General features: G+C 34.7%; 19 protein-coding genes. 13 read left to right on the top strand and 6 right to left on the bottom strand.

Translation table 11 applies throughout. From position 1 onward, the window contains the following. Nucleotides 1-8: 8 nt before the first annotated feature. On the bottom strand, nucleotides 9-434 hold the full coding sequence (locus GXM17_RS14225; protein ID WP_163399988.1) for a PH domain-containing protein: 426 nt from the start codon (nucleotides 432-434) through the stop codon (nucleotides 9-11). 30 nt (nucleotides 435-464) lie between these two features. Further along, entirely contained in the window at nucleotides 465-1,211 is a 747-nt protein-coding gene (locus tag GXM17_RS14220; RefSeq protein ID WP_163399987.1) for an RDD family protein, read from the bottom strand. A 20-nt stretch (nucleotides 1,212-1,231) separates the two neighbouring features. Between GXM17_RS14220 and GXM17_RS14215 the strand changes: the two genes are divergently transcribed. The 11 genes from GXM17_RS14215 (at nucleotide 1,232) to GXM17_RS14165 (ending at nucleotide 14,022) form a co-directional block, all read left to right on the top strand. Next, entirely contained in the window at nucleotides 1,232-2,197 is a 966-nt protein-coding gene (locus tag GXM17_RS14215) for a stage II sporulation protein M (protein ID WP_163399986.1), read from the top strand. 27 nt (nucleotides 2,198-2,224) lie between these two features. After that, on the top strand, nucleotides 2,225-2,998 hold the full coding sequence (locus GXM17_RS14210) for a DUF4129 domain-containing protein (protein ID WP_163399985.1): 774 nt from the start codon (nucleotides 2,225-2,227) through the stop codon (nucleotides 2,996-2,998). Next, nucleotides 2,991-4,199, top strand: a complete 1,209-nt coding sequence (locus tag GXM17_RS14205) for a DUF4350 domain-containing protein (RefSeq protein WP_163399984.1) — start codon at nucleotides 2,991-2,993, stop codon at nucleotides 4,197-4,199. Before GXM17_RS14210 ends, GXM17_RS14205 begins: the two co-directional genes overlap by 8 nt. 41 nt (nucleotides 4,200-4,240) lie before the next feature. Further along, on the top strand, nucleotides 4,241-5,254 hold the full coding sequence (locus GXM17_RS14200; protein WP_163399983.1) for an AAA family ATPase: 1,014 nt from the start codon (nucleotides 4,241-4,243) through the stop codon (nucleotides 5,252-5,254). Nucleotides 5,255-5,376: 122 nt separating this feature from the next. Next, complete coding sequence (locus tag GXM17_RS14195) at nucleotides 5,377-6,708, top strand: DUF58 domain-containing protein (protein ID WP_163399982.1); 1,332 nt, start codon at nucleotides 5,377-5,379, stop codon at nucleotides 6,706-6,708. Nucleotides 6,709-6,978: 270 nt separating this feature from the next. After that, nucleotides 6,979-7,767, top strand: coding sequence for a TrmH family RNA methyltransferase (locus tag GXM17_RS14190; RefSeq protein WP_163399981.1), 789 nt, complete (start codon nucleotides 6,979-6,981; stop codon nucleotides 7,765-7,767). 323 nt (nucleotides 7,768-8,090) lie between these two features. After that, the gene (locus tag GXM17_RS14185) at nucleotides 8,091-10,310 is read left to right on the top strand and encodes a RelA/SpoT family protein (RefSeq protein WP_163399980.1); all 2,220 of its coding nucleotides are present in this window, start codon (nucleotides 8,091-8,093) and stop codon (nucleotides 10,308-10,310) included. An 88-nt stretch (nucleotides 10,311-10,398) separates the two neighbouring features. Then, nucleotides 10,399-10,863, top strand: a complete 465-nt coding sequence (locus tag GXM17_RS14180; protein WP_163400035.1) for a Fur family transcriptional regulator — start codon at nucleotides 10,399-10,401, stop codon at nucleotides 10,861-10,863. Nucleotides 10,864-10,961: 98 nt separating this feature from the next. Then, nucleotides 10,962-12,233, top strand: a complete 1,272-nt coding sequence (locus GXM17_RS14175) for an adenylosuccinate synthase (protein ID WP_163399979.1) — start codon at nucleotides 10,962-10,964, stop codon at nucleotides 12,231-12,233. A gap of 55 nt (nucleotides 12,234-12,288) precedes the next feature. Then, the gene (locus tag GXM17_RS14170; protein WP_208796441.1) at nucleotides 12,289-12,870 is read left to right on the top strand and encodes an NUDIX domain-containing protein; all 582 of its coding nucleotides are present in this window, start codon (nucleotides 12,289-12,291) and stop codon (nucleotides 12,868-12,870) included. Between the two features lie 264 nt (nucleotides 12,871-13,134). Beyond that, nucleotides 13,135-14,022, top strand: a complete 888-nt coding sequence (locus GXM17_RS14165) for a L,D-transpeptidase (protein WP_163399978.1) — start codon at nucleotides 13,135-13,137, stop codon at nucleotides 14,020-14,022. 93 nt (nucleotides 14,023-14,115) lie between these two features. On the opposite strand, the gene GXM17_RS14160 is transcribed toward GXM17_RS14165, so the two are convergent. From GXM17_RS14160 to GXM17_RS14150, 3 genes are all read right to left on the bottom strand, one after another. Next, nucleotides 14,116-14,511: a hypothetical protein gene (locus tag GXM17_RS14160; RefSeq protein WP_163399977.1), complete on the bottom strand. Its 396-nt coding sequence runs from the start codon at nucleotides 14,509-14,511 to the stop codon at nucleotides 14,116-14,118. A 3-nt stretch (nucleotides 14,512-14,514) separates the two neighbouring features. Then, nucleotides 14,515-15,987, bottom strand: a complete 1,473-nt coding sequence (guaB, locus tag GXM17_RS14155) for an IMP dehydrogenase (protein WP_163399976.1) — start codon at nucleotides 15,985-15,987, stop codon at nucleotides 14,515-14,517. Nucleotides 15,988-16,259: 272 nt separating this feature from the next. Then, nucleotides 16,260-17,126, bottom strand: coding sequence for a hydroxymethylglutaryl-CoA lyase (locus GXM17_RS14150; protein WP_163399975.1), 867 nt, complete (start codon nucleotides 17,124-17,126; stop codon nucleotides 16,260-16,262). A 325-nt stretch (nucleotides 17,127-17,451) separates the two neighbouring features. Between GXM17_RS14150 and GXM17_RS14145 the strand changes: the two genes are divergently transcribed. Beyond that, nucleotides 17,452-18,066 (top strand): SatD family protein, encoded by a 615-nt coding sequence (locus tag GXM17_RS14145; RefSeq protein ID WP_163399974.1) that lies wholly within the window; start codon nucleotides 17,452-17,454, stop codon nucleotides 18,064-18,066. Continuing rightward, on the top strand, nucleotides 18,063-18,779 hold the full coding sequence (locus tag GXM17_RS14140) for a DUF3307 domain-containing protein (protein ID WP_163399973.1): 717 nt from the start codon (nucleotides 18,063-18,065) through the stop codon (nucleotides 18,777-18,779). The genes GXM17_RS14145 and GXM17_RS14140 overlap by 4 nt, the downstream gene beginning before the upstream one ends. Here GXM17_RS14140 and GXM17_RS14135 read toward each other — a convergent pair. After that, a complete protein-coding gene (locus GXM17_RS14135) occupies nucleotides 18,765-19,799 on the bottom strand; it encodes a quinone-dependent dihydroorotate dehydrogenase (protein ID WP_163399972.1) in 1,035 nt (344 codons plus the stop codon). The genes GXM17_RS14140 and GXM17_RS14135 overlap by 15 nt on opposite strands. Between the last annotated feature and the right edge of the window lie 186 nt (nucleotides 19,800-19,985).

The raw sequence follows: 19,985 nt of genomic DNA, 5'->3' as shown, positions 1-19,985 counted from the left end.
CTGAGACGCTAAGTTACTAAGGTTTTATTCTTTAATTTTATTTCTGCCTCATGATTTATTTTTTGAATTGCCTCAATAAATTTAGCTTTGTCTCTTGGAGAAATCATAACAGTGTCAAATTTATTATACAAAATTTCAAGCCTGTCTAAGGAGAGTGCGGGAGAACTCATTAAATTGTTAGTTTCAGAAATCTTTTTTATGGTTGCAACAGAAATCGAAATATTAATCAGAAAACCACATTTTATTATGAGATTTTCATTTTCAATAATATAAAAAGTTGTAGTAAACATGTGGACAATAAAAGCTATTGTAAAAGCTATAGGTATTAAACTTCCCCAGACTCCCTCAAGTGCAAATTTTATTGCTATTCCGCCAAATATGATACTTAAAAAAAGTACTAACCACAGATCAATTTTAGAATCAAATTTTTCCATTACATTCGATTTATATCATAAATAAATTAATTACATATTCTGGGTATAGAAATTATAATCTTTCAAAACCGTACGGATAAAACCGGCAGGATCTCCAATTGACTGATTCTTGATTCCGGTGACACTTTCAATTTTATGAACTAATTTATAAATGATTTCATAGTCATTTTTTGCTTCTGCTCTTAAAAATGTTTCTTTTATGATACGCATATCATTGTCTGACAACTTAATAACTAAAGGATAAGTTGGCACATACGTTGTTTCTATTTCTTCTAAAATGGTATGACTGATATCAATTTTATTTTTTAGGGTAATGACTGAAGTCCCTGCCACCATATCACCCAGCCTCTGTCCCTTTTTACTTGAAACAACAGTTATAAGAGCTATAATTCCGTATAAAATCGAAATATCTATCAGTCTAAAAAACCATCGCATCAGATAATCTCCAAAACCGGCCTGGTATCCGTCAATTTTAACCACTTTTATTTTATTTAGTTTTTTTCCTATCGTCTGACCTTCAAAAATGCTTTCAAGAGTAAGGGAATAAATCATAACCGGAAAATAAAAACCTAAAAGAATTGTGCCGACAGACCACTGATCTAAATTTTGAAATAAAAGATCTAGATTCAGCCAATTGAAAAAAACCAGATAAACCACTATTCCATAGGCTATTTTGATGACCAAATCGATCAAATAAGAACCGATTCGCTCGCCTGCTGATGCAGCTATGAAATTTATTTTAACATTTTGGGTTGTGGTTATAGATAATTCTGACATATTTTATATTTTAGCCCTCAATGAGAGAAGTTGCATTCATAAAACAAAATAAAGAAAAATGGCTGGAATTTGAACTGGCTATTTTGGGTAAAGCTAAAAAAAATCCTGATGAGTTAGCCAATTTGTACATTCAAATGATGAATGACCTGTCGTACGCACAAACGTATTACCCAAAAAGTAAAACAGTGATTTACTTAAATCACCTCGCATCGCAGATTTATCAAAAGATTTACAAAACCAAACGCGCAGAAAAGAACCGGTTTTTTGAATTTTTTAAAACCGAAGTTCCGCTTCTCGTTTATGCCTACAGAAGGTATTTGCTGTATGCTTTTGTCTTGTTTTTTATTACAGTTGCAATAGGGGTTATTTCTGCCCGTTTTGATCAGGATTTTGTCCGGTTAATTTTGGGAGATGGCTATGTCAATATGACTTTGGAAAATATTAAAAAAGGAAATCCAATGGCAGTTTATGGCTCCGGAAGCAACTGGGGAAGTTTTGTCGGGATTACTATGAATAATCTGTATGTAGGCGCAAGATGTTATATATGGGGCCTTTTTGCAGGAATTGGCACCTTGTATATTTCACTTCAAAACGGCATCATGCTGGGAGCTTTTCAATACTTTTTTTACGAGCAGAATGTTTTCTGGAAAAGTGTCCGCGGCATCTGGATTCATGGTGCTATGGAAATTTTTGCGATTGTCATTGAAACTGCAGCCGGATTTATCTTAGGGGCTTCTATTTTATTTCCTAAAACTTTTTCGAGAGTAAATTCATTTAAAATAGGTTTTAAAAACAGTTTCAAAATCTTCCTGAGTACCTTTCCGTTCACCATCAGTGCAGGATTCCTGGAAGGATTTATTACCCGCTACTCGATCAATATGCCTAATTGGCTGAGCAGTTTTATCATCCTTTTTACACTGAGTGTTATTTCTTTTTATTATTTGGTTTATCCTTTTATTGTACACAAAAAGACACAACAACTTTAAACCAAATCGAATTAACCATAACCAATAATGAATAGATTATTAATTATTTTATCTTTTATTCTGTGCTGTAATATCCTGAATGCGCAGGATACTTTGGTTAAAACCGAACCTCCTAAAGTTACCACTGTAAAATATACTGAAGCTGATATTTATGTCGATTCAGACACTATCGAAGCCAAAACATTTCAGAAAAACTTCAAAAAACAATATACCGACAGTGATTTTGTTTACGAACAAAAAAAAGCCGAAAAAAATTGGTGGGATCATTTTAAAGAATGGCTTGCAGACATCTTCAATAAAATATTCACTTTTAAAAATCCGCAGGCTTCACTTAATTTTGTAGCTATTTTATTGAAAGTACTGGCGATACTAATTGTCATTTTTGTAATTTATTTAATTGTAAAAGCTCTAATCGGAAAAGAAGGACAATGGATTTTCAGCAAAGAAGCCAAACAAAAAGTAATTCATTATACTGATGCTGAAAAAAACATCCACCTTCTGGATTTCGAAAAGCTTATTACGGAATCTATCGAATCCGGAGAAAAAAGAATTGCCATTCGATACTATTATCTTTGGTTATTGAAAGTAATGGCAAAAAATCATTATATTAAATGGGATATAGAAAAAACCAATTCTGATTATTTACACGAACTTAGAAACTCTTCCCACAAAGAAGAATTCACCTATCTGTCTTATGTATATAATTATATTTGGTATGGCGAATTTGAAATTGACGAAAGAATGTTCGAAAAAGCTGAAAAACGTTTTAAAAACGCAATAAAAACCTTTAGCCATGGGTAAATCGATTAAAATTTATATCGCTATACTGGTTTTGGTTTTTGCCTTAATTTTAATAGCGGGCAGCAATTCTCCAAAAAGAATTGACTGGACTCCCACTTATTCCGTAAACGATAAAATTCCGCTAGGGTTATATGTTTTCGATAAAGAAATTGACGGTCTTTTAAAGAAACAAAAGATTGAAAGAGTTTCAGCATTGACACCTTATGAATTTCTGGATTCAAAATATGTTCCCGATACTGTTGTCGGTACTTATAAAATAAAAGGAACCTTTTTTAATATCACAGAATTTGCTGCCATTGATGATCAGTCGATGACGGAGCTTTTTTATTTTGTATCACATGGAAACAATGCTTTCCTGAGCATGAAAACATTCCCACAGCCACTTTTAGACAGTTTAAAAATTGATTTCAGAACCGATTTTCAGTATTCTGACAGTACTTCAATCTGGATGGCTAATAAAAATGTAAGCCAAAAAAAATTCCACATGACTGAAGGAATGGGTAATTATTATTTTTCAAAAATTGACACCTTAAATACTACAGTTTTGGGTTATCAGGCAAATAAGGAAAATCAAAAAAGAATCAATTTCATAAAAGTGCCATACGTAAACGGATACTTTTACCTGCATACCCAGCCTGCCGCTTTTTCAAACTTTCATTTATTAAAAGACGATCACTATCAATATGCCCAAGGTGTTCTTTCTTATATCCCAAAAGGCGATGTGTACTGGTATACAAAAGGACAAAACAGCGAATCAATCTCAGGTTCTCCGCTTCGGTATATTTTAAGCCAGCCTCCGTTAGAATGGGCGTTTTATTTATCATTAATCGGAATACTGATTTTTATTCTTTTTAATGCGAAGCGAAAACAAAGGATTGTCCCTATATTAAAACCTTTGCCCAATCTAACTGTTGATTTTACCAAAACTATTGGGAATTTATACTACCAGGAAGGGGATCATGATAATATTATTGATAAAAAAATCATTTATTTTCTGGAAAGAATCCGAAATGAATATTTGATGGATACATCGAAATTAGATGATGATTTCATCACAAAACTACATCATAAATCCGGAAAAGATGAAAATGATATCAGGGAACTTGTATTTTTAATCAACGAATACCGAAAAAGTTACCACGGAAGCCTTGAAGAAGATTTAATCCGAATCAATAATGCAATAGAAAAAGTTTTACATTAATATTTTTAACTGGAAATTCATCAAACGAAAACATACCAAAAATGGACGATATCAATACAACAGAAACCGAAATCACTAACGAAAATGTGAATTTTGAAACAAGGCTTAATTTAGCACCGCTTTTAGAACACGTTAATACTATCAAAAAAGAGATTGAAACGGTAATTGTAGGCCAGCACAAAATGATTGATCAGCTTTTGGTAGCGATTTTATCAAACGGACACGTTTTACTGGAAGGCGTTCCGGGAGTTGCCAAAACCATAACTGCCAAATTATTATCTAAAACCTTAAATATTGGCTTTAGCCGAATTCAGTTTACACCGGATTTAATGCCCTCAGATATTTTAGGAACTTCTGTTTTTAATTTGAAAAGTTCCGAATTTGAATTCAAACAAGGTCCTATTTTCTCTAATCTGATTTTAATTGACGAGATCAATCGTGCTCCAGCAAAAACGCAGGCAGCTCTTTTTGAAGTAATGGAAGAACGCCAGATTACCATTGACGGTTCTGCCTATCAATTGGATACTCCCTTTTTGGTTATTGCCACACAAAATCCAATTGAACAGGAAGGTACTTACCGATTGCCGGAAGCACAATTGGACCGTTTTTTATTCAAAATTTCGGTTGATTACCCAAAATTAGATGATGAAATCCTGATTATTCAAAGAGAGCATTTACTACAGGATCACGGAAAATTAGAAGCTATCAAAACGATTCTTTCTGCAGAAGAAATAAAAGGATATCAGGCTTTGATCAAACAAATAAGGGTAGAGCAAAATTTACTGGAGTATATTGCCCGAATTGTGGTAAACACAAGGGAAAATGCCTTTTTATATTTAGGAGCTTCGCCTCGTGCCTCCATCGCTATTCTGAATGCTGCGAAAGGTTTTGCAGCCATTCGCGGTCGTGATTTTGTAACTCCTGAAGATATTAAAGAAGCTGCTGTTCCGGTTTTACAACACCGTGTGATTGTGGCTCCGGAGCGTGAAATGGAAGGAATTACAAGTTCAGAAATCATTAAACAGATTATTGAAACAGTTGAAATTCCAAGATAACTTGTATTTCTGCAAGGTTTTTAAAACCTTGTAGGTGTCTTAATTTATAATTTTTAAACCTACAAGGTCAGAAAAAGACCTTGCAGGAAAACACGAAACTTTAAACCTGAAACAACAAAAAAGTGAAATTCATAAAAAGCCTATACCTAAACAACTTCTTTTTCTATGTCCTTTTAGGTATCATCGGACTATTTGTGTGCGCTTTTATTTTTCCTGTTTTATATAATGGAGTCTGGTTTCTTGTTTTGGTTTTAATCACGTTTCTTGTCCTTGATGTTTTACTTCTTTATATAGCCCGAACCGGAATTGAAGCTTCAAGGGAAATGCATGAAAAACTTTCGAATGGTGATTTGAATCCGGTAAGTATTTCAATCATAAATCATTATACTTTCCCTGTTTCGGTTAAAATAATTGACGAAATTCCGTTTCAGTTTCAGGTACGCGATTTCAAAATAGAAAGAACTGTTAAAGCATCTGGCCAGGATAAAGTTACGTACGATTTGCGTCCGACAGAACGAGGTGAATATTATTTTGGAAATTTAAACATTTACGTCTCTTCTCCGTTGAAACTGATTTCAAGAAGATTTACTTTCGATAAAGACAAAATGGTACCTACATATCCGTCGTATATTCAATTAAGAAAGTATGATTTATTGGCTTTTTCGAATAATTTGTTCCAATACGGAATTAAGAAAATCCGCCGAATTGGTCACACCATGGAGTTTGAGCAAATCAAAGAATATGTTCAGGGGGATGATCTTCGAACTTTAAACTGGAAAGCTACAGCCAAGAAAAATGCCTTGATGGTCAACCAGTTTCAGGATGAAAAATCACAGTCGGTTTATCTGGCAATTGACAAAGGCCGTGTAATGCAAATGCCTTTTAATGGTTTGAGTTTACTCGATTATGCTATTAATTCGACTTTGGTTTTGGCTAATGTAATTCTGAAAAAGCAGGACAAAGCCGGAATTTTTGCTTTCTCTAAAAAAGTAGAAAACAGGGTTTTTGCCGAAAAAAGAGGTTCGCAGATGCAAAAAATCCTGGAAACCCTCTACAACATCAAAACCGATTTTTTTGAAAGCGATTACAGCCGTTTGTATGTAGATGTCAAAAAAAATATCAACCAGCGCAGCCTGATCATCTTGTACACCAATTTCGAAACCATGGACGGACTAAACCGCCAGTTGCCTTATTTGAAAGGAATTGCAAAAAGTCATTTATTGGTGGTTGTATTCTTCAGCAATACCGAACTGAACGAAATCATAAACAAAAAAACCGATACGATTCAGGAAGTTTATGACAAGGTAATTGCCGAAAAATTCATGTTCGAAAAACGTCTGATTGCCAATGAACTAAAAAAGTACGGAATCCATTCCGTTCTGACACAGCCTGAGAATCTGACTTTGGATGCCATTAATAAATATTTGGAGATTAAGTCAAGGGGGATTTTGTAGCCAAATTGTGAGATGAGAATTGTAAAATGTGAAATGATTTAGAAATTAACAAAAGTAAGTTTCCAAAATTTACCTATTAGTACTGAAACTGGTATAATTGAATATCAATCAATAATTGAAAATTTCATTCTATTATTTCTAGACCTACAAGGTTTTAAAAACCTTGCAGGAGAAAACCTTTGTACCATTTGTTACTTTGAACCTATGCTCCTTTTTTTACAAAAAAAAATCTCAGTACCTTAGCGCCTCAGAAACTCAGTCGCTCAAAAAATGAAACAAATCACATCAGTCCAGAATCCGTTTATAAAATCGCTTGTTTTATTGCAGGAAAAAGCAAAAGCCCGCAAACAAACCGGTACATTTTTGATTGAAGGATTACGTGAAATTTCATTGGCTCAAAAAGGCGGATACGAAATCGAAACGGTTTTGTTTTTACCAGAACTGGTTTCTGAAAATCAAATTGGCAAACTGGTTTCATCATCAGTTCAGTTAATCGAAATTAACAAAGAAGTTTATCAAAAACTGGCTTATCGCGATACCACTGAAGGAATTCTGGCTGTAGCCAAAACCAAGTCATTGCAATTATCCGATTTAAAATTATCCGAAAACCCATTGATTCTGGTAGCCGAAGCTCCTGAAAAACCAGGCAATATTGGTGCACTTTTGCGTACTGCAGATGCTGCCAATCTGGATGCTGTATTGATTGCCAATCCAAAAAGTGATTTATACAACCCAAATATAGTACGCTCAAGTGTTGGCTGTTTGTTTACCAATCAGATTGCAACCGGAACTACTGCAGAAATCATCTCTTTTTTGAAACAGAAAAAAATTGATTTTTACTGTGCCACATTACAAAATTCAACCTCCTATCACACACAAAACTTCACTACTCCAACTGCTTTGGTTGTAGGTACAGAAGCAACAGGACTAACTCAGGAATGGCGTGATGCTGCAACGCAAAACATTATTATTCCGATGCAGGGCGAAATTGACAGTATGAATGTTTCCGTCGCTGCTGCTATTTTAATTTTTGAAGCTAAAAGACAGAGAGGGTTTTAGTTCTTAGTTCTTAGTTCTTAGTTCTTAGTCCTTAGTTCTTAGTCCTTAGTCCTTAGTCCTTAGTCCTTAGTCCTTAGTCCTTAGTTGAAAATTAAAAGTCTGTGATTTTCTTATAACAAAAAAATTAAAGATTTTTCATTTATTTTTAAACACAAAACATTATTTTTTTGTTTCTCAGACTGAGCGGAGTCGAATTCCTTTTTAATTGCAAAAGAACTAATTTCACCTTGTTGAAACTTAAATTTTAAAACCCAAAATGAGCAATCCATTCCCTTGCGTATATTTAAACAAATTCCTATTTTTAAGGATTGAACCATGCCGTTATGACAGAAATAGATATTGAAAAAGAAAACAAAGCAATCGCCCAGGAGTACAAAGAATTACTTCGAATAAGCTATCAAACGTTGACTATTGATGACAAAAAATTAATTCGAAAAGCTTTTGACGTGGCTGTTGATGCCCATAAAGAACAAAGACGTAAATCCGGAGAGGCATATATCTTTCATCCTATTGCAGTTGCAAAAATTGTAGCTTCGGAAATTGGTTTGGGAGCTACCTCTATTGCTGCGGCCTTATTGCACGATGTTGTCGAAGATACACCCATTACTGTTGAAGATATTGAACGTTTATTTAACCCGAAAGTAGCACAGTTAGTCGAAGGGCTAACAAAGATTTCGATGGTTCAAAAGGATTTGAATGCCTCCATGCAGGCAGAGAATTTCCGTAAAATGATCCTGACCCTCAACGACGATGTACGTGTTATCCTGATCAAACTGGCAGATCGTTTGCATAACATGCAGACCATGGATTCGATGGTAGAATACAAACAGACCAAAATTGCATCTGAAACTTTATACATCTATGCACCACTCGCCCATCGTCTGGGACTTTATAATATCAAAACCAAACTTGAAGATTTAGGCTTAAAATATACAGAACCGGCTGTTTACGAAGATATCGTAAGCAAAATTAGGGAAACTAAGGAAGAACAGGACGCATACATCAAAGATATTTCGGATGTCCTGAAAAAATCGCTCGATGCCGAAAATATTGACTATATCATAAAAGGACGTCCAAAATCTATTTATTCGATTCGTCGAAAAATGCGTGCCCAAAATGTAAGTTTTGACGAAGTTTACGACAAGTTTGCACTGCGAATTGTCTATAAATGTGATTCCCATGAAGAAAAATTTATTGCGTGGAAAATCTACTCCATCGTAACAGATCATTACAGACCCAGCCCAAGTCGTTTGCGAGACTGGATTTCATCTCCTAAATCAACCGGTTACGAAGCCCTGCACATAACCGTTATGGGACCAAAAGGCCGTTGGGTTGAAGTACAGGTAAGAAGTGAGAGAATGGATGAAATTGCTGAAAAAGGATATGCGGCACATTACAAATACAAAAACGGCGCATCTGAGGAAAGCGGATTAGACACCTGGCTGAATCTGCTTCGTGAAGCCTTGGAAAATCCTGAAACCAATGCGGTTGATTTTGTGGAAGATTTTAAAATGAATCTCTATTCGCAGGAAATCTTCGTTTTTACACCAAAAGGAGAAATCAAATCATTGCCAAAAGGCGCAACTTCACTTGATTTTGCTTTCAGTATCCACTCTGAAATTGGGATTAAAACCAGGGGAACCCGTGTAAACGGACGTTTGGTTCCCTTAAATCACGAATTAAAAAGTGGTGATCAGGTTGAAGTAATTACTTCTGCAAATCAAAAGCCAACGGTAAACTGGCTGGATTACGTAACGACTTCGAGAGCAAAAAACAAAATCAAAAATGTCCTTAACGAGAACACCAAAAAAATTGCCGAAGAAGGAAAAGAATTACTTACCAGAAAACTAAGGCATTTAAAAGTTACCCTCAATGAACAGGTTACGAACGAATTAGTAAACTTTTTTAAATTAAAAACAAGTTTAGATTTATTTTATCGTGTTGGAATCGGTGCTATCGAAAATCAGCAGTTAAAAGATTATGCAGCGCAAAAGAGTAATACTTTTATCAATTTCTTTAAAAACAAAATCAAAAGGACCAAAGATACTGCTGCAGAGGATATCCATAAACCGGTCATCAGCAGCAATTACGACATGCTGGTTTTTGGAACTGAGCATGACAAACTGGATTATAAACTATCACAATGCTGTAACCCGATTCCGGGTGATGACGTTTTTGGATTTGTTACGATAAACGAAGGAATCAAAGTACATAAAAAAGATTGTCCAAACGCAATTGGAATGCAGTCAAATTATGCGTATCGCATCATGAGCGCCAAATGGATTGACTCTTCTCAGGAAGAATTTAAAGCCATTATCAACATTACGGGAATGGATGTTTTAGGACTTACTAATCAGCTTACAAAAGTTATTTCTAACAATATGAGCGTTAATATCCAGAGTATTTCGCTTAGTACAGATGCCGGGATTTTCCATGGACAGGTAGCTGTAATTGTAAAAAACAATACTATTTTAAAGAAAATGATTAGTGCCATTAAAAAAATTGATGGTGTTGACAAAGTAACAAGAGAATACAGAACCTAACTTTTTAACGGGTCTATAGGGGTTTTATAACGAAACTTTAAACCCGAAACTTTTATTGATTAAAAATAATAAATTATCTTTGCCGGATATGACACTCATTTCAACTGACAACACTAGAAATCAAGAAATTGTAAAAAATGTTTTTACAATGTATCTTGAACAAAAAGGGCATCGCAAAACTCCTGAGCGTTATGCTATACTTCAGGAAATTTACGACAGCGAGGAACATTTTGACATAGAAAACCTATATATCAAAATGAAAAACAAAAACTATCGTGTGAGCAGAGCTACATTATACAACACGATTGAGTTATTGTTAGACTGCGCATTGGTGAGAAAACATCAATTTGGACAAAATCAGGCTTACTATGAAAAATCATATTTTGATAAACAGCATGATCATATTATCATGACAGATACCGGTGAGGTGATCGAATTCTGTGATCCAAGAATCCAGACCATCAAAAAGACTATCGAAGAAATTTTTGATATCGAAATCACAAATCACTCGCTTTATTTCTACGGAAACAAAAAGCAAAATACAAATTCATAGTCTTTTTAAATCAGACTTTTCAAAAAACTAAAAAAAAGAAAATTAACTACATAATCAGTAGGACAAGCTTAGATTGTCCCAACGCAAATTAAAACAGAATGACCGTAGATTTATTACTAGGATTACAATGGGGAGACGAAGGTAAAGGAAAAATTGTTGACGTTCTTACCTCAAATTATGATATTATTGCACGTTTTCAGGGAGGACCAAATGCAGGACATACATTAGAATTTGACGGAATCAAACACGTACTTAGAACCATTCCTTCCGGAATTTTTCATAAAGATTCAGTAAATATCATCGGAAACGGAGTTGTAATTGACCCGGTAGTTTTTCAAAAAGAAATCGAGGGTTTAGAAAAATTCAACCTTGATATCAAAAAGAAATTAATCATTTCAAGAAAAGCACATTTAATCTTGCCAACGCACCGTTTGCTTGACGCAGCTTCTGAAGCATCTAAAGGAAAAGCAAAAATTGGTTCTACACTTAAAGGTATTGGTCCAACGTATATGGACAAAACCGGCAGAAACGGCTTACGTGTTGGAGATATTGAATTAGAAGATTTCAAAGAACGTTACAGAGCTTTAGCAGACAAACACGAGGCAATGATTGCTTTTTATGATGTTGCTATTCAATATAATTTAGCAGAATTAGAAAAAGAATTCTTTGAAGCTATTGAAGAATTAAAGAAATTAGATTTCATTGACAGTGAAGAATACATGCACCAGGCTCAAAAAGCAGGTAAATCTATTCTTTGCGAAGGAGCTCAGGGCTCTCTATTAGATGTTGATTTCGGAACTTATCCTTTCGTAACTTCATCAAACACTACAGCTGCCGGAGCTTGTACAGGTTTAGGAATTGCTCCTAACAAAATCAAAGAGGTTTACGGGATTTTCAAAGCCTACGTTACACGTGTTGGAAGCGGACCTTTCCCAACTGAACTTTTTGATGAAGTGGGTGCTACAATGGCAAGAGTTGGTAATGAATTTGGTTCTGTAACAGGAAGACAAAGACGTTGCGGATGGTTAGATTTAGTGGCTTTGAAATATGCTGTTCAGGTGAATGGAGTGACACAGTTAATGATGATGAAAGGTGATGTCCTTTCAGGATTTGAAACTTTAAAAGTTTGTACTGAGTACAACTACAAAGGGCAGAATATTTCTCACTTCCCATACAATATTGAACCAGAGAACGTAACTCCGGTTTATAAAGAATTTAAAGGATGGAAAGCTGATCTAACAGGATTGACAACTTATGATCAATTGCCGGTTGAGCTGAAAGAATACATTGAGTTTATTGAGAAAGAAATCGAAGTGCCAATCAAAATTGTATCGGTTGGACCAGACAGAAAGCAAACAATAACAAAATAACACATTAAACGCTCTGATATTCAGGGCGTTTTTTTTTTACATCAATTACTTCATTATGAAAAATCCAGAAGTTCAAATTAAAGAAACTAAATTACTATCTGACAACTGGTATATCTTAAACCGGGTTACTTATGATTACAAAAAAGAAAATGGTGTAACTGAAATCCACACTCGCGAAGTGTATGACCGTGGAAATGGGGCCGGTATTTTATTATACAATTCAATCCAAAAAACAGTCATTCTAACACGTCAGTTTCGTTTGCCAACTTTCCTTAACGGAAATAAAGATGGGATGATGATTGAAGTCTGCGCCGGTCTTTTAGACAAAGACAATCCTGAAACCGCAATCATTCGCGAAACAGAAGAAGAAACAGGCTATCGCATTTCTAAAGTAGAGAAAGTTTTTGAAACCTATATGTCTCCAGGTGCCGTAACAGAGATTTTATATCTTTTTGTTGGCGAATATGATCAAAGTATGAAAGTAAGCGAAGGCGGCGGACTGGATGCTGAACAGGAGAATATTGAAGTTTTAGAATTTACTTTCGATGAGGCTAATGCGATGATCGAATCAGGCGAGATTACGGATGCCAAGACAATTATGTTATTGCAGCATGCTAAAATAAAAGGGTTGATTTAAAATAGTTTTTATAATTTAGATTAAAATAAGCACAATTACTTATAACTAAATAATTATCTAAAAAAGACTCGAAAAATTACATAAAAGCAATTGTATTCATTTTATAATGAGGAATATAATTGCTTTTTGCACGCTCGTAAACAAATCTGATTATCAAATGAACCAACAAATTCATAATGAAAATCCAGTAAATAATCTTAAAAATTCTATAACGTGAGTAAATAATAAAAATAGAACTTTACCATAATCAAAAACACAAATATTATGAAGAAGTTATATTACATAGCAAACGCGTTACTTATACTAATTTTAGCTTTAATGGTTTCCTGCAAAAAAAGTGATACCATTACTATAGCAGAAAATAAAAAATCTAAGAAAACAGTTGAATATAAAAAACCTGAATCGACAGTTTCATATCAATTTACAAAATCTAAAGAATGGCTGAAGACTAATGAAGCTGACAGCGCTAAAATGAATATTATCTATGCGCTGAACAGAGCTGACAAAGCAAGTCTTAAGAAACTCGATTCACTTGTAATTCCTTCAGATTTCAGTGGCGACCTGGTTTATTACCTCCCATTCCCCTTACATGTTAATGCCTTAGAAGGTGTTTCAAAAATTATCATTTTCTCTTATCCCACACAAACTTTTGCCGCTTATGAAAATGGAGAATTAGTTCGTACAGGCCCTACTAATATGGGAAGAAAAGCAGACCCTACTCCAACCGGATTATTTTTTACCAACTGGAAAGCAGAAAAAACAACCAGTACATTTAATGACGAATGGGAGCTTAAATGGAATTTCAATATTGAAAATAAAAAAGGAGTTGGTTTTCACCAATATGAATTACCTGGCTATCCTGCGTCGCATTCTTGCCTAAGATTACTGGAAAAAGACGCTAAATACCTCTATAAATTCGCTGACGAATGGATATTGAAAGATAAAGAAAATGTAAAAGTAAAGGGAACTCCTGTAGTTGTTTTTGGAAGTTATGATTTTGACGGTCCTAAACCATGGCTTCAATTAGCAAATGATTCTAAGGCTTTAAACATTTCTGAAGCTGAAATTGAAAAGCAGACAAAGCCTTTTATTCAGGAAATTTTAGAAAATCAAACTTTAAGGGAAACAGAGAAAAATACAGCTTCACTTTAAAGATGGATTAATGTATAATTGATTTTATCTTAAAGATAACACTACAAAAGGCGTAAGAATTTTAAATCTTACGCCTTTTTTATATATCATAATTTAACAAATCAATATTTCAACTTGATCCAAATTAATCTTTTCTTGTTTTCTCGCTGAAAAAAAATTAAACAAAAAATCACTAATTGGATTTGTTATTGGCATTGGCATTAAATCATTCACAACCATGTCTTCAAAATTATGAACTGATATTCGACATTTAGTATATTTATATATTTCAAAACTAAAAAATTTAACAGCCTTAATTCCATTTTTATAATCTCTAGCTTTTAAGTTTTTTTCCCTTAAAAGAATTGATTCATTTGTCTTTAAATCCAGAATTTCAACAAAAAAATCTGGATTTGCCCGAACATCAAAACCTCCTAAAACAAAAATTTCATAAAAGCCATAATATAGCTCAGTTTCAAGAACTTCTTTTAACTTTAGTTTTATAGCCATAAATTATCTTGAATAATTTGGAGCTTCTTTTGTGATTGTTACGTTATGTGGATGACTTTCCGTGATTCCGCTTGATGTGATTCTAACAAAACGTCCTGTCTCCTGTAAAGTCGGAATATCTTTTGAACCGCAATACCCCATTCCGGCACGAAGACCTCCAATAAACTGAAGCATACTTTCGTTTAACTCTCCTTTGTAAGGAACGCGTCCAACAATTCCTTCCGGAACTAATTTTTTAACATCGTCTTCAACATCCTGGAAATAACGGTCTTTCGAACCTGTCTGCATCGCCTCAACAGAACCCATTCCGCGGTATGATTTGAATTTTCTTCCCTCGAAGATAATGGTCTCACCCGGTGATTCTTTAGTTCCTGCCAATAATGAACCTAACATTACACAGTCGGCACCGGCAGCGATTGCTTTAGGAATATCTCCTGTATAACGTATTCCACCATCTGCAATTACAGGCACTCCTGTTCCTTTTATAGCAGCAGCCACTTCAAGAACTGCAGAAAACTGAGGAAAACCAACACCTGCAACGATACGTGTTGTACAAATAGAACCAGGTCCGATTCCTACTTTTACACCATCTGCCCCGCTTTCTACCAAATATTTAGCAGCTTCCGGAGTTGCTATATTTCCGACAATTACATCTATTTGAGAAAATTTTGATTTTACTTCTTTTAATACATTCACCACGCCTTCTGTATGTCCGTGAGCAGTATCGATTATAATTGCATCTACACCTGCAGCAACTAATGCACCGGCTCTTTCGACAGCATCACCTGTAACTCCAATTGCAGCTGCCACTCTTAAACGGCCAAAAGTATCTTTATTCGCAATTGGCTTTTGAGTCAGTTTTGTAATATCTCTAAACGTAATTAAACCAACTAATTCATTTTTAGCGTTTACAACCGGTAATTTTTCGATTTTATGCCCTTGTAAAACAACCTCGGCCTGCTCCAATGAAGTTCCTTCGGCAACAGTAACCAGATTTGTACTTGTCATAACTTCCTCGATTGGTCTTGAGCTGTTTTTTTCGAAACGCAGGTCACGGTTGGTAACAATTCCTTTTAGGATTCTGTTTTCGTCAACAATTGGAATACCTCCAATTCCGAATTCTTTCATAGCAGCTTTTGCATCTGCAATTGTTGAATTCATTGGTAATGTTACCGGATCTAAGATCATTCCGGCCTCAGCACGCTTCACTTTTCTAACCTTCGCCGCCTGCTGTTCGATGGTCATATTTTTATGTAAAACTCCAATTCCGCCTTCCTGAGCCATAGCGATTGCCATTGCACTTTCGGTCACTGTATCCATAGCAGCAGATACGATTGGAACGTTTAATGTTATGTTTCTTGAGAATTTTGATTTGATACTCACTTCACGTGGAAGCACATTCGAGTAGTTAGGTACTAATAATACATCATCGTAAGTTAAACCTTCGCCGATGATCTTGGAGTTGTGTGCTATCATGTTGCAATTTGTAGTTGAATTGCGTGCAAATATAGTGAATAAATCGCAAACTTGTTCATTAACTTATTCAGATTTTTTTTTGACTCTAAAAGAAATCGTTTCCTTAATGTCCCAGCCCGGATCGAAATGAAAAGCCACGAGAGGCAAAACACCTTTTTTCCGTTTATAAAAAAGCTGTAAAAGCAACAAAGGATCTTTTAGCATGTTCATGCAAACAATCAGCACTTTAACAACCAGTTACTGTGACAGTTACAGTAAATATACAGAAAATCTTAATGAAATTTACCGAATAGTTTTGATGCCTCATTATAAGCACTTTCAAAACTCAGGGAGTTTAAACCTGTAGTTCTTTTTTGAGATGTGAAATAAGACAGTAGTTTTTCTGTAGGCATATTTCCGGTAAGTTTATCGGTTGCCATAGGGCAGCCTCCAAACCCCTGAATTGCACCGTCAAAGCGTGTACAGCCTGCCTTGTATGCAGCATCTATTTTTTCGAACCAGCTGTTTGGCGTGGTATGTAAATGTGCGCCAAACTCAATTTGAGGATATTTCGGAATTAGATTCGAAAAAAGATACGTTATTACTTCCGGAGTTGAGCTTCCGACTGTATCAGAAAGCGAGAGGGTTTTCACACCCATTTCTGACAATCTTTCTGTCCATTCGCCAACTATTTCAACATTCCACGGATCTCCGTATGGATTCCCAAACCCCATGGAAAGATAGGTTACTACTTCTTTATTTTTTTTATCAGCGATTTCAAAAATTTCCTGCAGTGTAATTAGGGACTGAGCAATCGTTTTGTGCGTATTTCGCATCTGAAAATTCTCTGAAATTGAAAAGGGAAATCCCAGATACTGAATGGCTTCATGTTCTGCTGCAGTTTGCGCACCTTGTGTATTCGCTATAATAGCCAAAAGTTTACTTGTAGTGTTAGATAAATCTAGTTTTGCCAGTACCTCAGCTGTATCCTGCATTTGCGGAATCGCTTTTGGAGATACAAAACTTCCAAAATCAATCGTATCAAAACCCACTCTTAATAAAGCCTGTAAATAAGAAACCTTATTTTTAGTAGGAATAAAAGTTTTGATACCCTGCATGGCATCACGTGGACATTCGATGATTTTGATTTCTTTATTCAAAGCTTATTCTTTTGTAAAGGCTAAGTTAGTTTGTTTTTTAAAGAAATAAAAATTAACTCTTTCCTGAATTATTTTCTGAAATGATGCAATTGACAATTTATTTACCAACAGAGAATCACTTTTTACGGGTTCGAAACATTACACAATATCGTAATAATGAATAATATTATCAAAATCGGTAATTTTAGACCATAATACCTAAATCTGTAATGATTTAAAAAATTACCAAAATACGTAATAAATAAAATTATTACCAAAAAGTGTAATATTAAAAAATATTACCTATATTTGTAATAGATAGTTTTTAATTTAATTATATTTGGTAATGACTAGTGTAATTACAGGGGACATAATTGGTTCCAGAGAACAGGAATCCGAGCATTGGGTAGAAGATTTAAAAAAAATCTTAGCTCAGTTTGGTGCAACACCAAATCAATGGGAAGTTTACAGGGGAGATGAATTTCAAATCGAAGTAAAAAACCCCGAAGAAGCTTTATTAACTGCTATTTTGGTAAAAGCACATTTAAGAGCTATAAAATCTGATGCCCGAATGAGTATTGGCTTTGGCAATAAGACTCATAATGCCGAAAAAATATCCGAAAGTAACGGTTCTGCTTTTATACATTCAGGAGAACTTTTCGAAACTTTGAAAAAACAAAAAGTTACTTTGGCTATGCGAACCGGCAATGATGAAACAGATGAAAAACTAAATCTAATGATTCAGCTGGCGCTCACTTTTATGGACAGCTGGCTGGCACAATCGGCTGAATTTGTGGCTATAGCTATAGAAAATCCGACTCTGTCACAGGAAGAAATAGGGCAAAAACTGGGCATCAATCAGGCTGCTGTAAGCAGGAGACAAAAACGTGCACAGTTTGATCTGGTTCTGAATTTAGACCGGTATTTTAGAAAACAAATAAAACAACTTACTGCATTATGATTTTATTTATAAAACTGCTTTTGGCACATTTGTTAGGCGATTTTATCTGGCAGCCTACTTCATGGGTAATACATAAAGAAGCGAATAAGCATAAAAGCATTTATTTATACCTTCATATTCTGCTTCACGGATTTTTAACCGTAATATTAGTGGGAAAAATCAGTTTTATTCCGTATGCTGTTTTGATTGTTTTTACACACGGGATAATAGATCTCATTAAACTGAATTTTCAGAAAAACGAAACCAAACGAACTTGGTTTGTTGTCGATCAAATAGCACATCTTCTGATTTTAACCGGCGTTGTGTTTCTTTATCAAAATGATAATTTAAACTTTTATGGATTTGATAACCGGTTCTGGATTCTGATAACCGGGATTGTACTCGTAACCAAACCTGCATCTATTTTTATAAAAACCATTATTTCCATCTGGAGCCCGGAGAGTCAGAACAGTCATCAGGACAATTCGCTTGCCAATGCAGGAAATTACATTGGCATTTTAGAACGTCTGTTTATAATCTGCTTTATTTTGACCGGACACTTCGAAGCCATTGGATTTTTACTGGCCGCCAAATCTATTTTCAGGTTTGGGGATTTAAAAGAAGCCAAAGACCGAAAACTTACTGAATATGTAATGATTGGGACTTTAATCAGTTTTGGAATTGCAATACTGATCGGCTTAGCTATGCAGTCACTTCTTTTACAGCTGTTGTAAAACTTTTTTATTGATTGCTTTTATCAATGCAGGCCCTTCATAAATAAAACCTGTGTATAATTGCACTAAACTTGCACCGGCATTAAGCTTTTCGATAGCATCCTCTGCAGAATGAATTCCTCCTACTCCAATAATCGGGAATGCTTTGTTGCTTTTTTCAGAAAGAAAACGAATTACCTCTGTTGAGCGTTTCGTTAATGGTTTTCCGGACAGACCTCCTGTTTCTGTTTTATTATCAGACAGCAGACCATCTCTTGAAATTGTTGTGTTTGTAGCAATTACACCCGCAATCTGGGTAGTTTTTACAATATCAATAATATCTAATAACTGCTCATCCGTTAAGTCCGGAGCAATTTTTAAAAGAATTGGTTTTACTTTTTGAGTACTTGTTTTTTGTTTTTCGACATTTCTGTTTTGTAATGTCTGAAGCAAGGCCGTTAATGGCTCTTTATCCTGCAAAGCTCTTAAATTTGGCGTATTTGGCGAACTTACATTAACTACGAAATAATCTACGTGATTAAAAAGGGCATCAAAACAAATGATATAATCCTTAACTGCATCCTCATTATCGGTTACCTTATTTTTTCCGATGTTTCCGCCAATCAAAACTCCTGAATTCTTTTTCAAACGTTCAACAGCTTCCAGAACTCCGCCATTATTGAAACCCATTCGGTTGATAATCGCCTGGTCTTCTTTTAATCTGAATAAACGTTTTTTTGGATTTCCTTCCTGGCCCACAGGCGTTACCGTTCCGATTTCGATAAAACCAAAACCAAAATCTCCAAGTTGTTTATATAGTTTGGCGTCTTTATCAAATCCCGCTGCAAGTCCTACGGGATTTTTGAATTTAATTCCGAAAACTTCTCTTTCTAAACGAACGTCTTTTACTTCGTAAATAGATTTGATAATCGATGTAACTCCCGGAATTTTTGAAATGAATTTTATAAATGAAAAAGTAAAGTAATGCACTTCTTCAGGATCAAAACAAAAAAGTATCGGACGAATTATCAATTTATACATAAGAATGTGTTGTTATTTTTTTGGATGCAAATTTAAATATTAAACTTGAAAATGGCGCTTTTTTATCTAAAACAAATATTTACGATTTTGTTCATAATAGAATGAAGATTAAAAATCAAAAAAAGTACGGTTGCAAATTTTTAAAGAAACCGTTTTTTAAGTTGCAAATTATAAAATGAAACGTGT

This window comes from Flavobacterium fluviatile (genome assembly GCF_010645065.1).
Taxonomy (GTDB): Bacteria; Bacteroidota; Bacteroidia; order Flavobacteriales; family Flavobacteriaceae; genus Flavobacterium; species Flavobacterium fluviatile.
Note: the sequence above shows the minus strand (reverse complement) of the source record. Positions and strands in the feature narration are given on the sequence as shown.

Excerpts from the sequence above, each read along its gene's own strand:
- GXM17_RS14225 (WP_163399988.1), bottom strand. The coding sequence starts at position 434 with ATGGAAAAATTTGATTCTAAAATTGATCTGTGGTTAGTACTTTTTTTA.
- GXM17_RS14220 (WP_163399987.1), bottom strand. The coding sequence starts at position 1,211 with ATGTCAGAATTATCTATAACCACAACCCAAAATGTTAAAATAAATTTC.
- GXM17_RS14215 (WP_163399986.1), top strand. The coding sequence starts at position 1,232 with ATGAGAGAAGTTGCATTCATAAAACAAAATAAAGAAAAATGGCTGGAA.
- GXM17_RS14210 (WP_163399985.1), top strand. The coding sequence starts at position 2,225 with ATGAATAGATTATTAATTATTTTATCTTTTATTCTGTGCTGTAATATC.
- GXM17_RS14205 (WP_163399984.1), top strand. The coding sequence starts at position 2,991 with ATGGGTAAATCGATTAAAATTTATATCGCTATACTGGTTTTGGTTTTT.
- GXM17_RS14200 (WP_163399983.1), top strand. The coding sequence starts at position 4,241 with ATGGACGATATCAATACAACAGAAACCGAAATCACTAACGAAAATGTG.
- GXM17_RS14190 (WP_163399981.1), top strand. The coding sequence starts at position 6,979 with ATGAAACAAATCACATCAGTCCAGAATCCGTTTATAAAATCGCTTGTT.
- GXM17_RS14185 (WP_163399980.1), top strand. The coding sequence starts at position 8,091 with ATGACAGAAATAGATATTGAAAAAGAAAACAAAGCAATCGCCCAGGAG.
- GXM17_RS14180 (WP_163400035.1), top strand. The coding sequence starts at position 10,399 with ATGACACTCATTTCAACTGACAACACTAGAAATCAAGAAATTGTAAAA.
- GXM17_RS14175 (WP_163399979.1), top strand. The coding sequence starts at position 10,962 with ATGACCGTAGATTTATTACTAGGATTACAATGGGGAGACGAAGGTAAA.
- GXM17_RS14170 (WP_208796441.1), top strand. The coding sequence starts at position 12,289 with ATGAAAAATCCAGAAGTTCAAATTAAAGAAACTAAATTACTATCTGAC.
- GXM17_RS14165 (WP_163399978.1), top strand. The coding sequence starts at position 13,135 with ATGAAGAAGTTATATTACATAGCAAACGCGTTACTTATACTAATTTTA.
- GXM17_RS14160 (WP_163399977.1), bottom strand. The coding sequence starts at position 14,511 with ATGGCTATAAAACTAAAGTTAAAAGAAGTTCTTGAAACTGAGCTATAT.
- guaB (WP_163399976.1), bottom strand. The coding sequence starts at position 15,987 with ATGATAGCACACAACTCCAAGATCATCGGCGAAGGTTTAACTTACGAT.
- GXM17_RS14145 (WP_163399974.1), top strand. The coding sequence starts at position 17,452 with ATGACTAGTGTAATTACAGGGGACATAATTGGTTCCAGAGAACAGGAA.
- GXM17_RS14140 (WP_163399973.1), top strand. The coding sequence starts at position 18,063 with ATGATTTTATTTATAAAACTGCTTTTGGCACATTTGTTAGGCGATTTT.
- GXM17_RS14135 (WP_163399972.1), bottom strand. The coding sequence starts at position 19,799 with ATGTATAAATTGATAATTCGTCCGATACTTTTTTGTTTTGATCCTGAA.